The sequence below is a fragment of the Cerasicoccus arenae genome, assembly GCF_014651635.1.
Lineage (GTDB): Bacteria > Verrucomicrobiota > Verrucomicrobiia > Opitutales > Cerasicoccaceae > Cerasicoccus > Cerasicoccus arenae.
Genome location: NZ_BMXG01000006.1, coordinates 25270 through 38348, shown reverse-complemented (window position 1 = coordinate 38348; position 13079 = coordinate 25270). Strand labels below are relative to the sequence as shown.

General features: G+C 57.7%; 10 protein-coding genes. 4 read left to right on the top strand and 6 right to left on the bottom strand.

The features are described 5' to 3' along the window. Positions 1 to 11: 11 nt before the first annotated feature. From IE065_RS06050 to IE065_RS06030, 5 genes are all read right to left on the bottom strand, one after another. Positions 12 to 3398: a DUF4175 family protein gene (locus IE065_RS06050; RefSeq protein WP_189512911.1), complete on the bottom strand. Its 3387-nt coding sequence runs from the start codon at positions 3396 to 3398 to the stop codon at positions 12 to 14. Then, positions 3305 to 5299, bottom strand: a complete 1995-nt coding sequence (locus IE065_RS06045) for a BatA domain-containing protein (RefSeq protein ID WP_189512909.1) — start codon at positions 5297 to 5299, stop codon at positions 3305 to 3307. Before IE065_RS06045 ends, IE065_RS06050 begins: the two co-directional genes overlap by 94 nt. 76 nt (positions 5300 to 5375) lie before the next feature. After that, complete coding sequence (locus tag IE065_RS06040) at positions 5376 to 6272, bottom strand: DUF58 domain-containing protein (RefSeq protein WP_189512907.1); 897 nt, start codon at positions 6270 to 6272, stop codon at positions 5376 to 5378. Positions 6273 to 6322: 50 nt separating this feature from the next. After that, entirely contained in the window at positions 6323 to 6703 is a 381-nt protein-coding gene (locus IE065_RS06035) for a GxxExxY protein (protein WP_189512905.1), read from the bottom strand. A 36-nt stretch (positions 6704 to 6739) separates the two neighbouring features. Next, a complete protein-coding gene (locus IE065_RS06030; protein WP_189512903.1) occupies positions 6740 to 7747 on the bottom strand; it encodes an AAA family ATPase in 1008 nt (335 codons plus the stop codon). A gap of 152 nt (positions 7748 to 7899) precedes the next feature. Between IE065_RS06030 and IE065_RS06025 the strand changes: the two genes are divergently transcribed. Next, entirely contained in the window at positions 7900 to 9111 is a 1212-nt protein-coding gene (locus tag IE065_RS06025; protein ID WP_189512901.1) for an ArsB/NhaD family transporter, read from the top strand. Positions 9112 to 9144: 33 nt separating this feature from the next. Beyond that, positions 9145 to 9495 carry a cupin domain-containing protein gene (locus IE065_RS06020; RefSeq protein ID WP_189512899.1) on the top strand — a complete coding sequence of 117 codons (351 nt, stop codon included), beginning with the start codon at positions 9145 to 9147 and terminating at the stop codon, positions 9493 to 9495. Between the two features lie 2 nt (positions 9496 to 9497). On the opposite strand, the gene IE065_RS06015 is transcribed toward IE065_RS06020, so the two are convergent. Then, positions 9498 to 10220, bottom strand: a complete 723-nt coding sequence (locus IE065_RS06015; protein WP_189512897.1) for a Bax inhibitor-1/YccA family protein — start codon at positions 10218 to 10220, stop codon at positions 9498 to 9500. 144 nt (positions 10221 to 10364) lie between these two features. Here IE065_RS06015 and IE065_RS06010 point away from each other — a divergent pair, with 144 nt between their 5' ends. After that, positions 10365 to 12053, top strand: coding sequence for a thiamine pyrophosphate-binding protein (locus IE065_RS06010; protein WP_189512895.1), 1689 nt, complete (start codon positions 10365 to 10367; stop codon positions 12051 to 12053). A gap of 37 nt (positions 12054 to 12090) precedes the next feature. Beyond that, a complete protein-coding gene (locus tag IE065_RS06005; RefSeq protein WP_189512894.1) occupies positions 12091 to 13071 on the top strand; it encodes an archaeosortase/exosortase family protein in 981 nt (326 codons plus the stop codon). The last annotated feature ends 8 nt before the right edge of the window (positions 13072 to 13079 follow it).

Genomic DNA, 13079 nt, shown 5'->3' with positions numbered 1-13079 from the left:
TCGCGCGCATATTACTTGCTTGGTTCTTCCGCCAAGTCGCGAAAATATTCTTCAACCAGTTCACGGTATTTTTCGGGCGGCGGACCACCCTCGCGGTTAAACCGCAGGCGCTGATCGCCGATTTCCTGACGCAAATACTCCTGCAGCACACGGGCCGTGGAATCGAGGACTGAAGCTGGCGAATGACCGCCTGCCCCTTCTCCTCCCTTGGTCGCTTTCAGTTCAGAACCGAGGCGCACCAGCGAATCATCTTTGAGCGCGCGCCCAGCCTGCGAAATAGAATCACCTAATCCACCCAATTGAGAAGCTTGGCTGCCCTCGCCCTGCCCCTGACCTTCGCCGGGAGACTGGCCCTGCCCTTGCTGACCTTCCCCTTGGCCTTCGCCCTGCCCTTGACCTGGCGATTTTCCAGCTCCTGGGCCGCCATCTTTAGCCGCCTGAGCGGACTCACCCTCACCTTGGCCCTCACTCTGGCCGGATTTGCCCGCTTCCCCAGCTTCGCCCTCGCCTTCACCGAGCTGTTCGCCGCCTTTGCCCAGCTCACGACGAGCCTCGGCCACCCGGTCGATTAACTGGCGAAGTTCGGTGGGGGAAAGTCCAGGCAACGTCCCCGCTGCTTCATCAAGTTGGTTGGCCAGGTTGCCCAATCCCTCGGCGGCCTGCTCTTGCGAGCTGCCCGCACGGCTATAACGCCCGTAGAGTAATGCATTGGCGGCGCGGGACATTTCCCGATCAATATTTTGCTCGCGGGCGTTGGTGGCTACCTCGCTGAGCGCCTCCGCGGCTTCGGGAAATACGCCGGACAAATCGCCCGTAAGGCGCTCCATATCCTGCCGCAATTTGCCCCAATCTTCATTCAAGGCTGCCTGTTGATTTTTGAGGGCATCCTTGCCCGCTTCGTCGACCTCGCTGGCGGCAGCACCCCGACTATCTGCGGCGGCGGCCCCCTGTCCTTGAGAAAGCTTTTCCGCCTGCTGGGCAAGGCTCGCGATGGCCGCAGTCGCCTCCGAGCGAATACGTTCGTCGAGTAGGCCCGCGGCGTCCATCAAGCCCTGTCTAGCGCGTGCGCCTGCCCGTCCGGCGCGATTAGAGTCCCCCTCTCCGGCAGCTCCGGCGGCTTGGCTCATTTGATCATCTACGGAGCGCATTGCGTCACGGACATTCGTGCCTTGGCGCAGTTTGCCCAATTCTGAGGTCAGGCCTTGAACTTCTTTGCCCAAATCCTGCTGCATTTTTTCGAGTTCCGCGCGCTCGGATTCCCCCATTTTGCTGCTGGCCCGCTCGAAACGTCGGTTCATGGCGGCTTGCTCGTCGGCCATGCGGTTCATTTCTTCGAGCGCCTTTTGCATCTCGGCGATAGACATGCCAGAGTCACCATCTTCGTTCTCCTTGGACTCCCCACCGCCTTCACCCTTGGATGGCTGACCTTGCCCCTGCCCGCCTGATTGTTGCTGCGGAGGGAAAAGTGCTTCCAGGTATTTTTCGAGCCGAATAAGCAGCGACATCGATTCTTGCATTGGGATGATTGCTTCGCCGGGCTGACCAGCGTTGGCGAGCTCCTCGGCATCGACCATGCGGTAAATCGCGTCGAGGAACATTTCGTAGGGCATACCTTCCTCAATCCGCCCCAGGACACCGCCGACCTTAGCCAAAATGCCTTGGGACTCCGTCGCGACTTCAGCCAGACCTGCGCCGAGTTCCTGACTGCCCAAGCTACGGCGTTCGCCCGTTTCAAAATCAGCACGATAAGCCAGGCGGATGAGCCGTTTCAGCTCGGTGATGATCGCGCGCAAATCGACGTCTTCCTCACGTTTTCCGCCATCACCGCCACCGCCAGCAGCCTCGTCGTCCTGATCTGGCTTATCGATGTTTTCGACAATCTCGATGAAGTAAATTTCCGAACGGCTGACCTGAGGCTCAGGCTCCCGGTTGTCCCAAGCCTTGGCAAAATAGGTAACGACGTCGCCAAACTCCACCCCCAAGCGGCTCAGCTCGATGACCGGCAAGACATTCTCCTCCGGGGGGAAATGATCGTTGGCCTTGAACGCAACAATCGGCGAACGCGGCAGTCCCGAGACTGAAATCTCGACCTCGATCCGGCTCAGTCCGTAATCATCAGCCGCATAAATTTCCAGCGGAACGATCTCATCAAGCAAGGCCTGCGTGTCCTTAGCGGGATCAAGGATTGCGACCGTCGGCGGCTCATCTGGCTTCACCTCCAGCAAGTATTCCTCAGTGATCGCCTCGCGGCCCTCAGCGTTTCGCAAGCGGAACTGATACTCGGTCGTGGCTTCGGCGGTAAACGCGATTTCGCCCTCAAAAGCCGTTTCCTCGTCCCCGAGCCGTAGCCATGTTTGCACAGTCGGTGCCGTGACGAGCTGGAACGTCACCGCGCTGCCCTCCACCGTAAAGAGATCCATCAACTGACTGAAGGCCAATGGTTCCTCGCCCGTGTAAGACGGCGGCGTGAGATTGATTTCCACCTCGTCAATGATGGGCGGCTCGAAAACCGTCACGGTAAACCACTCGGACTGTAGCGACGGCGTCCGCACCCGATAATCAAAACTTTCCTCCAGGGCATACCAAGTGAAATCAAAGACCTCGCCCGAGTGAACCATCGGGTAACTTTCGACCACGCCCTCGGCGTTACGGTAGTCAATCATTGCCTCAGCACGCCAACGGGTGATGACCACTTCGACGTCCAAATCCGAGCCTCGCGGGGCATCCGCAGAGCCGGGCTCAACCAACAAGCCGGTGGATTTGCCCATACGCAAATCCGCTAGGTGGTATTGTGCCTTGAGCATGACCGCGGACTCACGCGCCCAGTTCGACATAAAGAACGAAACGAACACCAAACCAATCAACATGAGCGGATGGAGCCGCTTGGGCAGGGTCGCTGTGCGGAAATTGATTTCCTCGCTCTGCGCCTCCACGGAACGAAACAACGCGGCCTCCAAGTCATTTTTAGGCCCGCCATTTGCCTGAATCTCCGTCGCGGTGGAAAGGCTTTCGCGCAACTCCGGATGCCGCTCTTCAATGATGCGCGCCAAATAGATCAGCCCAGGGCGACGCATAAATGCCACGACCAGAGCAATCAAATAGCCCACTCCCCCCACCAGCGTCAGTACCAGCACGAGTTGGAAGGCGCTCGCTTCCTGCCACGGCTCGATGGAGTTCAGGGCATTGGCGATGAGGATCGCCAAGCTGAAAGCTCCCAAAAAAGAAAACCCCAGCACGAGCAGCAACAGCCACAGCAAAGCACCGCGCTGGAGCTTTAGCCGTTCATAAAACTCAGGAGACGGATTCAAGCGGCGGCCTTCGTTAGGCGTTCCAGAGCTGATGCGAGTGCTGACTCCATAACGCAGGCTAGTAAGGCCAAAGCACCGAGCCAAGGCCATAACCGTGCGCCGGGTGCGGTTTGATCATCAGGCACCGTTGCCCCGCGAACACCCGTTGAAGAGGCCAAAATGCGCCCTCGTAAATCCGCCAATACCGCGCCTTGTGCAATGGATTCTGAGCGGGCGACATTGATCTCCACCGGGACGCCATCCACCATGAGCACACCGGGCAAATCGGTGGAAAACTCGGCGGTGGCCTTTGCAAGCTCTGGCGGGAGGGCCTCACCAACAGCTAAGCGTGGATAGCCATCATCCGCCGAAACAGACTCACCCAATGTTTCCCAGAGCAGCGGCACGAAAGAATTGCGCAGCGGTAGATCGGTCGAAGCAGGGTCGAACTCCAGCGCACTGATCACAATCGCGCCCTTGCCCAAACGCTCGCGTATAAGCAGCGGGTCTCCGGTTTCCGTTTTCAGAAGCACTTCAGCGTCCGCGCCAGGCTTCAGCAGCCAATGCTCGTAAATATCCGTCAGGAAGAGATCTTCGCGGGCATCCTCATCAAAGACCCGCGCCAACGCGCCATCGGTGGGCAGCTCTCCAATGCGATAAATGGTTTGAGCGTCGCGGGCACGTCGAGGCTTGCCCGCATAGGCGGTCTGGCTGAGGCCAGCTTCGCGCATTCCACGAAACAAACGCGGTGCGGCCTTGCCCGGCGTGACGAACAGCACGCCGCCCGCCTCGACAAAGACGCGTATTTTCGCCCAAGCATCCGCATCGAAATACCCACCCGTCCCTGGCAGGTAAATGGCATCCAGTTTTTCCATCCAATCCGGCTCTTCGCCAGTAACTGCGACAAAGCGAAACTGGCCTGCGGAGGACTCGTCTCCGACCTCCAAGGCTCGGGCGACAAAACTTGCTTCACGCATTTTTTCTGGCTCATTTTCGACGGGAAGCATTGCCCCAACAACCGTGGAACGTGGCTCGCCGAGCCAAAAATGAAACGTGTCGTCGGCGGTGTAAAGATTGCTCGCGGGCCAGGATTCGTCACTGAGCACCGTTAGCTTAAGCTCCGCCGGGTTCGCGGTAAAATCTTCGCTGGTCGCAGGGATGGCCAACGTAATCAGCTCGGCTTGGTTGGGCGCAAGCACGGCCTCAGTCGATACCTCCGGCGAAGACAGAGTCAGCCGCACAGGCACTTCTTCGGCACCGTCGTTACGCACGCGGGCGAAAATGCGCATACTGCCATCACGCTTGGGGAATGCCTTCACCCACTGGATGCCAACGTTGCGCCAAGGGTCGGGACGCAGGGAGATTAATTCCAAGGTCGAACCAAGCGGGAGGGCGGGGGCGGGGGCTTTTTGCCAATCCGAGGACTGGAAATCCGAAAACGCATACAGCGCGCCAGCACGGCCATCAAGCAGACGTGCGGCCTCGGCCAAACCCAGTGAAGGCTTGCCCGCACGATCGAAACTGAGCTTGGCACCACGCCAAGCATCCATCAACGCATCACGATCCGTTGTTGGCTCAAGGGCGGCGCGGACTTGGTCATCGTAAACGACCAGCCCGATGGCGGTTTCGGCGGAAAGTCCTTCAGCGTATTGGCGGAGTGCCTCAGCGGTGTTGTTAAATATAGAGCGGTGCGACATGCTCGCGGAGGCGTCCACGATAAACACTGCGAAAGGAGCCTCGGCAGTGACGGCGACAGTGTCTTCACCCGATGCAACCCAACGTGGATTTGCGAGCGCCAAAATGACCGCTGCATAGACGAGCATCCGCAGAAGCAGTAAAAGAAAATCCCTCAAACGCCGACGCCCCTGCTGCGGCAGATGCGAGGGATCGATGTAGCGAATCGACGGAAAACGCTGCACCACGGCGCGATCACGATTGATCAGATGCACGATAATCGGAGCCGCGAGTGCAGCCAGCGCCCAAAGAAATGCCGGAGAGCCAAATGCTAGCATTCAGGGTGCCTTGGTGCTGGGTGATTGGTGCTGGGTTCGGGGAAATTCATTCGCAATTCGTCAGTCGCAATTCGCATCACAGGGTTCTGTGGTGGAGGTATTGCGCGAGGGCCAAGCCCAGGCTATCGGTGGACTGGAGGCGCAGGTAATCGACTTGGCTTTTTGAAAAGCCCGTGCGCAGGTTGGCGAGAAATTCGTTCATCCGCTCGGTGTATTGTGTGCGGACGGAGGACGGCCAAGCGACGACTTCCTTGCCTGCTTCGAGATCGCGGAAACGTGTCACTTGCGGCTGCGGCAGGTCCAGCTCGTCTGGGTCGAGAACTTGCAGCGCGATCACGTCGCAATGGCGGAATCGGAAATTACGGAGCAGGCGCGGCAGTTGGTCTTCGGCCTCCAGCATATCGGAGATCAGGATGACAATCCCGCGGTGCTTGAAGGGGTGCGTCAGGTTGTCAAGGGTGCGCTGATGCGCGGCGGCACCATGCGGCTTTAGGCGGGCCAAGGCGTGCATGACGCGGCTCAGTTGGCCAGCGCGATGCCCCGGCTCCACTGCTTCCAGAAGCTCATCGCTGTAGGCGAACAGGCCGACATTGTCCCCCTGCCGACCGGCCAAATAAGCAATGCACGCAGCGACCATTGCAGCGTAGCGGAACTTCGTACACGAGGCGCGCGAGCCCTGATAGTCCATCGAGCCTGAACAATCCAGCAACACGGTGCAGTTCATGTTCGTCTCTTCCTGATAGACCTTCGTATAAAGCTTGTCCGTGCGAGCAACGACCTTCCAGTCGATGTATTTTAAGTCCTCGCCTGGGGTGTAGTTGCGGTATTGCAGAAACTCCGTCCCAAAGCCGTGAAACACGCTCCGGTGCATCCCGCTCAGAAAGCCTTCCACAGCCGTCCGCGCCAACAACTGCATATTGGCAATCTGCGTCAGATGCGAGGGGTCGAGGAGGTCTTTAACGGTGGTGGACATGGTGGGGATTTTATTTTCTCACGGAGACACGGAGAGCACGGAGGCCATACTTAGAGGCTTCCATGAATGATTCTAGTGATGCCATTTTTCATATACTCTTCGCCAAAATTTAGCAGATAACCAAGCTTCAGGCCTGTAAGCTTCAAATAGGTAAGTAATTGTTTCTTATGAACGGGGATTATTTTTTCGAGAGACTTGAGTTCAATGATAACCAGTTGATTGACGATTAGATCCGCTCGAAAGCCTGTCTCGAACTGAATTCCATCATATTCAACCGGGATAGCAACTTGCCGCGCCACGCTAAGTCCTTGCTTTTCCAACTGGTGAGCGAGCGTCATTTCATAAACATTTTCTAATAAACCAGGCCCTAAAGCCATGTGGAGCTTCACTGACGTATCGATAATAACCGAACCAATTTCGTTTTCGTCCATCTTTGTGTCTCAGTGTCTCCGTGAGAAACCCCACGCTTACCCCTCTACCGTTTTGAGGAGTTCCTGGATGAGCTGGTCGGAGGTGACGCCTTCGGCTTCGGCATGGAAACTGGGGATGACGCGGTGGCGGAGGACAGGTTGGGCGAGGGCCTTGATATCTTCCACTGAGACGTTGTAACGTCCGTCGAGCAGTGCGCGGGCCTTGCCAGCGAGGACGAGGGCTTGCGAGGCGCGGCTGCCCGCTCCCCATTTAATCTTTTCCTTGGCGAGGGCGGAGGCGTCGGCGAGCGTTGGGCGCGTCGCGCTGACGAGCCGCACAGCGTAGCGGACGACATCCGTGGAAACTGGGACCGAGCGCACGAGCGCCTGAATTTCCTCGATCTCAGGGCCAGTCAAGACTGGGTCGGGCTTGTTGCGATTAGGCGAGGTGGTGGAGCTGACCATCGCGACTTCGTCTTCGGCGGGCAGGTAGTCCATGACAACATTCAGCAAAAAGCGATCGAGCTGGGCCTCGGGCAGCGGATAGGTGCCCTCAAGCTCGATGGGATTCTGTGTCGCCAGCACGAAGAACGGCGGCGCGAGCTGGTGGGTTTCCCCGGCGGCGGTCACCTGGCGCTCTTCCATGGCTTCGAGGAGCGCGGCCTGAGTCTTGGGTGGGGTGCGGTTAATTTCGTCAGCGAGCACGACATTGGCGAAGATCGGCCCCTTGACGAAGCGAAACGCGCGTTTGCCGGTGGCGGGGTCTTCCTCGACGACTTCCGTGCCGAAAATGTCGGCGGGCATCAGGTCAGGCGTGAACTGGATGCGCTTGAAACCGAGGGACAAGCTTTCCGCAATGCTCCGGACTAGGAGCGTCTTGCCGAGGCCGGGAACACCGGTCAGCAGGGCGTGGCCGCGGGCCAGCATGGTGATCACGAGTTGCTCGATGACGTCATCCTGCCCGACTACGGCCTTGCGGAGCTCTATCATTAGTCGATCGCGGATGTCGTGCACGCGGGCGACGGCGGTTTCTCCAGAGGCGGGGACGGGGGGCGGTTGACTCATAAATTGAAAGAAATTGGTTATCTTTGCAGAAAGGTAGATGATAAGCGGGTTCCCGCAAATCCTTCGATAAAAAAATCTTACGGAGTCGCAATGAACTGTTTATCACACTGGCGACGCTTGACCCGTGCTGCCGTTTGCCATGTGCTGCCTATATGACTATAATCGTGGTGGTGTTTGCACTCGTTTACCTGGGGATGGCCCTCGGGACGGCACCCTATGTGAAAATTGACCGCACGGGCATTGCCTTGCTGGGTGCCATTGTGCTGGTGTCAGGCGGGTGGATCACGGAGAAAGCGGCTTGGGATTCGATCAACACGGAAACCATGGCGCTGTTGCTGGGGCTAATGATTCTCTCTTCTCAAATGCAACTGAGTGGTGCCTACCAGGTGCTGACCAAGCAAATCACACACTTTAATATTGGCCCGGCAGGGCTGCTGGGCGCGGTGGTCGGACTTGCGGGGATGCTGGCGGCGTTTTTGACCAACGACGTCATCGCGCTGGCTGTTGCCCCAGTGCTGATCCACGTCTGCATTGAGCGGCGACTCAACCCCCTGCCCTTTCTGTTGGCGCTGTGCTGCGCAGTCAACGCCGGGTCCGCCCTGACGCTCATTGGCAGCCCGCAAAGCATGCTGATCGGCCAAGCGCTCGACTTGGACTTTATCCGCTTCATTGGGGCAACGATTGTGCCGACATTGGTGGCCTTTGGCACGATCTGGGGCATCATTGTGTGGCTTTATCGAGGCCAGTGGGACGCCCCAGCAGGCACCGACCAAACCAACGGCAACGGCGTCGAGCTAAACCGCTTTGGTGCGATCAAGGGGATGGTTGTGCTGGCTATCGTCCTCGTGATGTTCGTCTTTACCAAGATGCCGCGCGAACTGGTAGCATTGAGCGCAGGTGGCCTGCTGCTCGTGAATCGTCACTACACCACGCGGAACTTGCTCAAGGAGGTCGACTGGCAGCTACTGATGCTCTTCATCGGCCTGTTTGTGGTCAACGCCGCCTTCCAAAGTACGGGCCTGCCGCACCAAGCCGTCGACGAGATGAGCAAGATGGGGATCGACCTGCGCAAACCGATGTGGCTCTTTGCGGCAACGGCGGTGATCAGCGATTTGTTCAGCAACGTGCCCGCTGTCATGCTGCTGCTGCCTTATGCAGAGGGCGAAGAAGCAGGTGTCGCCATGGCTCTGGGCAGCACGTTGGCGAGTAATTTAATCATCTTCGGCAGCTTGGCGAACATCATCGTAATCGACTCCGCCGCCCGCCGCGGCATCAAGATCAGCTTCTGGCAGCACGCCCGCGTCGGCGCGCCAATCACCATTATCAGCCTGGCCTTTGCCGGGCTGTGGCTCTGGTTGACGTAGCTGGCAATTGGTTCTTAATCGGGATCAACACCCATGAAACACATTCCGCAACACGACGAAGGCTGGCAAAACGGCAAAGGCTATCGCAAACAGCCACTGCTCCTGCCCGCTGATTTAAATTGTCCCGGCGCGCTGGTGCAAATTGTGGAAATTCCGCCGCATACGACCTGCCCGGACCATCATCACAAGCTGCAAACCGAAGTGTTTTACATCCTTGAGGGCCGGGGCGAGATGACCGTTGCTGGAGAGACTATACAACTCGGGCCCGGCGATCTATTGACCACCGAGCCCGGAGAAATGCACAATGCGGTCAACCCGCACGATGAAGTGTTACGCTATGTCGTCTTCAAGACCAATTGGGACCCGGACGACAGCTATTGGTAAGCTTACCGGCGCGACATGAAGATGCGCAGCACATACCAGAAGAGTAGCGCGACAGCGGCAAACAGCTCCAACGAAGCGCTGACATACTGGTCTTCACCATAGTGAAGCATGATGTTCGACGTCGTGTAGAGGATCGCACCTGCGGCCAGCAGGACCATCCCAGCAGAGAACCATAGGCCAAGGTTTAAACCGAAGAAAGCGCCAGCGACGATTAAGCCGAGGGCAACAAAAGAGCCGACCATGAGCATGGAACGCATGAAGGAAAAATCTTTGCGCGTAATGAACACCGTGGCGGTAAGACCAGCGACCAAAAGCAGCGTCACAATCCCAGCTTGGGCGATTAGTGCATTCTGGTCGGTGCCCGCCATCTGACCAGCTTTCCACTGAGCCAGCAGCAGCAAAGGCACGAAGATGATCGCTTCCGCCACGATATAAAGGCCCAAGCCCATGTACTGCGCCGACTTTGAAGCGGTGTTGGCGGCAAACGAACGCGCCACCCAACCAATTAGCATGAAGCCGCCAAGCACCAGCAACCAACCAGCGCCGGAATTGAGCAGCTTGTAGCCAAGATCACGAACCGGCTGCAAGCTCAGCAAGACGGACTCTAGCGCAATAAAGGCGAGGATCGCGCCCGCAAGGTGGGCGTAGGTGCGGCGAATGAACTGAGCCCGGGTGTCCGGAGCGGCATCCGCAATCGAACGGACTGGATAATTTTGTGAATACATAGCGTTGAAATATATCTTGATACATATCGACGAAGAAAGTTCCCACTTTCAAGTAAAATCGGCGTCTCAGAACGGCCATATAGATTATCACCATCGACCGTTTTTCCCTGACAGGCGTTCGCTCTGGCGCCAGTCTGTTTATTTATGACCACTACGACTGTAGGCTCTTATCTTGCCACTCGGCTGGAGCAAATCGGCGTCCGCCACTATTTTGCCGTTCCGGGTGACTACAATCTGGTCCTGCTCGACCAACTCCTGAAAAACCAGCGCATGCAGTTCGTCGGCTGCTGCAACGAACTGAACCTGGGCTATGCATGCGACGGCTATGCGCGCGCAACAGGTGTGGCCGCAGGCTTCGTTACGTTTTCCGTTGGTGGGCTGAGTGCGATCAACGCCATCGCTGGTGCCTACGCCGAGGACTTACCAATCATCTTTGTCTCTGGTGGCCCCAATACCAACGCCTGGCCGGAAAATCGCCCCCTCCACCATACTCTCGGCGAGGTCCGCTATCGCTATCAGCTCGATATGTTCAAGATGGTCACGGCCTGTGCGGTCTCCATTGAGCACATCGACGACGCCCCGGAGCTGATCGACCGCGCCATCAACGAGTGCCTACGACGTCGCAAGCCCGTCTACATTGAAATCGCATGTAACTTGGCCGGAGAAAACATCCCCTCCGCTCCAAATCAAAAACTGACCGCGCCCGTCCCCTGTGATGAGGCTGCGCTGGATGCCGCGGTCGAGCACGCCGCCACCATGCTCAACACCGCCATCAAACCCGTGCTCGTCGGTGGCGTGAAGCTGCGCCCGTGGGAAGCCGAGCCCGCCTTCGCCCAGCTTGCTGAGGCCAGCGGCTACGCGGTGGCAATGATGCCCAACGCCAAAGGATTTTTCCCAGAGAGCCACCCTCAATACATCGGCACGTATTGGGGACCAGTGAGCACGCCTGGCTGCGGAGAGATCGTTGAAAGCTCCGATGCCTATCTCTACGCTGGGCCAACATTTACGGACTACACCACCGTCGGCTACAGCGCGATGATCAACAAGGACAAGCTGATCCAGGCCAACCCCGAACGCGTCAAGCTGCCAGGCCGGACCTACAACAACGTACCGCTGCCGCTATTTCTCTCCAAGCTGGCCGAAAAACTGAAGCTCAACCCGACCTCACTCGAGGCTTGGAAGCGCCTGCGCCCTGAGCCTTGTTGCCGTCCGCAAGTGACTCCCGACACCAAGCTACTCACGCGCTACGTAACGGATCGCATCGAAAACATGCTCACACCGGACATGACCCTGCTGGCTGAGACTGGCGACTCCTGGTTTAACGGCGTCAAAACGAAACTACCCGACGGAGCGAACTTTGAAATCCAGATGCAATATGGCTCCATCGGCTGGTCAGTGGGTGCCACGCTGGGCTACGCGATGGCGATGAAAGGCGAACGGCGCGTGATCTCGATGATCGGCGACGGCTCGTTCCAACTGACTGCGCAGGAACTTTCTACGATCATTCGTTACGAACTGAACCCCATCATCTTTTTAATCAACAACCGTGGCTACACCATCGAGGTGGAAATCCATGACGGGCCTTACAACAATATCAAAAACTGGGATTATGCCGGCCTGATGAACGTCCTCAACGCCGAAGATGGCAAAGGCTGGTCGACCCGTGTCGACACCGTCGGTGAGCTCGACGCAGCCATTGAAACCGCACTCGCGCATGAGGGCGGCCCATGCTTAATTGAGCTGACCATCGACCGCGACGACTGCTCCAAGGAACTCCTCGAATGGGGCACGCGCGTGGCCACCGTCAACAGCGCGCCGCCCAAGTGGACATGAACTCATCCATGATTCAAAATTAATCCTTTTTCAAAGCATGCCTAACCACAGCGAACAACCCGCCAGTCCAGAGATCCCGAAGCCCAAAACGGCGTCGGCTCCTTCCATTGTGGACTGGCCGATCATGCTCGCGACCTACCTTGGGGCCATGCTTGTTTTTTACCCCCTGATCCGGTGGTTGTTTCGAGCGACTGAGGCCAGCGAGCAACTCCTGCATGCACTCATTGTGCTAAGCGCTGCGGGGACATTTCTCCTTCTGGAAAAACGTCGAAAGCTGACCTTGGTGCTCGCGCATGACCAGCGGAGCGTTGGCCTGCTGATTGCGTCCTTCATTCTGGTGGCCCTTGTCATGGTGCTACCACTCAACAACCAAAGCGTGGCCGGTTCGTTTGCGCATGAGGTGTTGCTGTTAATTGCTTTCGGGCTAACGTTGGCCTCGCTCGTACGCTATACGTTGGGGTGCCATGTTGCGCGTGCCTCCCAAGGCTTCATCGTGGCGTTTACGTTTTTCATGCTACTGGCGCTGGCGTTACCGGTGCTTGATTGGCCAATGCGCGCACTGGCGGGTAAGTGGTCGATGAACCTTCTCGGTTGGCTGGGCTATGGTGCCAATCTGCAACTCCTCAACCTGCCGACCCCAGTGCCCGGCCCACCGGAGCTTGTGCTCTCAGTTGCCGGACGTCCCTTCATCGTGGCGGCAGAGTGTAATGGCTTCGGTCTGCTATCGGCCTCGCTCCTGGTGACCATCCTGCTGGCCGTTTACCGCAAGCTCAACATGCTCGACTTCATCCTCGTGTTTATCCTTGCGGTTGGAACCGCTTTTATCGCCAACACCCTGCGCATTCTGATCATTATCCTGCTGGCTCCCAAAGTTGATAATTACCTGATGATGCACGAAATCGTTGGCCTCATCTGCTTCTACAGTGCCTTGGGTTTCCTCTGGTGGTATATCTACGGTTTTGGACGGGGGAAGGCCCAGGCCAATCCCACAAAGCCATCCCAACTGCCCGAAACTTAATCCGCAAA

What these genes read in the sequence shown, in the direction of transcription:
- IE065_RS06020 (WP_189512899.1), top strand. Translation starts at nt 9,145, where the DNA reads ATGAAACACATTCCGCAACACGACGAAGGCTGGCAAAACGGCAAAGGC.
- IE065_RS06040 (WP_189512907.1), bottom strand. Translation starts at nt 6,272, where the DNA reads ATGTCCACCACCGTTAAAGACCTCCTCGACCCCTCGCATCTGACGCAG.
- IE065_RS06025 (WP_189512901.1), top strand. Translation starts at nt 7,900, where the DNA reads ATGACTATAATCGTGGTGGTGTTTGCACTCGTTTACCTGGGGATGGCC.
- IE065_RS06035 (WP_189512905.1), bottom strand. Translation starts at nt 6,703, where the DNA reads ATGGACGAAAACGAAATTGGTTCGGTTATTATCGATACGTCAGTGAAG.
- IE065_RS06030 (WP_189512903.1), bottom strand. Translation starts at nt 7,747, where the DNA reads ATGAGTCAACCGCCCCCCGTCCCCGCCTCTGGAGAAACCGCCGTCGCC.
- IE065_RS06005 (WP_189512894.1), top strand. Translation starts at nt 12,091, where the DNA reads ATGCCTAACCACAGCGAACAACCCGCCAGTCCAGAGATCCCGAAGCCC.
- IE065_RS06015 (WP_189512897.1), bottom strand. Translation starts at nt 10,220, where the DNA reads ATGTATTCACAAAATTATCCAGTCCGTTCGATTGCGGATGCCGCTCCG.
- IE065_RS06050 (WP_189512911.1), bottom strand. Translation starts at nt 3,398, where the DNA reads ATGGCCTTGGCTCGGTGCTTTGGCCTTACTAGCCTGCGTTATGGAGTC.
- IE065_RS06010 (WP_189512895.1), top strand. Translation starts at nt 10,365, where the DNA reads ATGACCACTACGACTGTAGGCTCTTATCTTGCCACTCGGCTGGAGCAA.
- IE065_RS06045 (WP_189512909.1), bottom strand. Translation starts at nt 5,299, where the DNA reads ATGCTAGCATTTGGCTCTCCGGCATTTCTTTGGGCGCTGGCTGCACTC.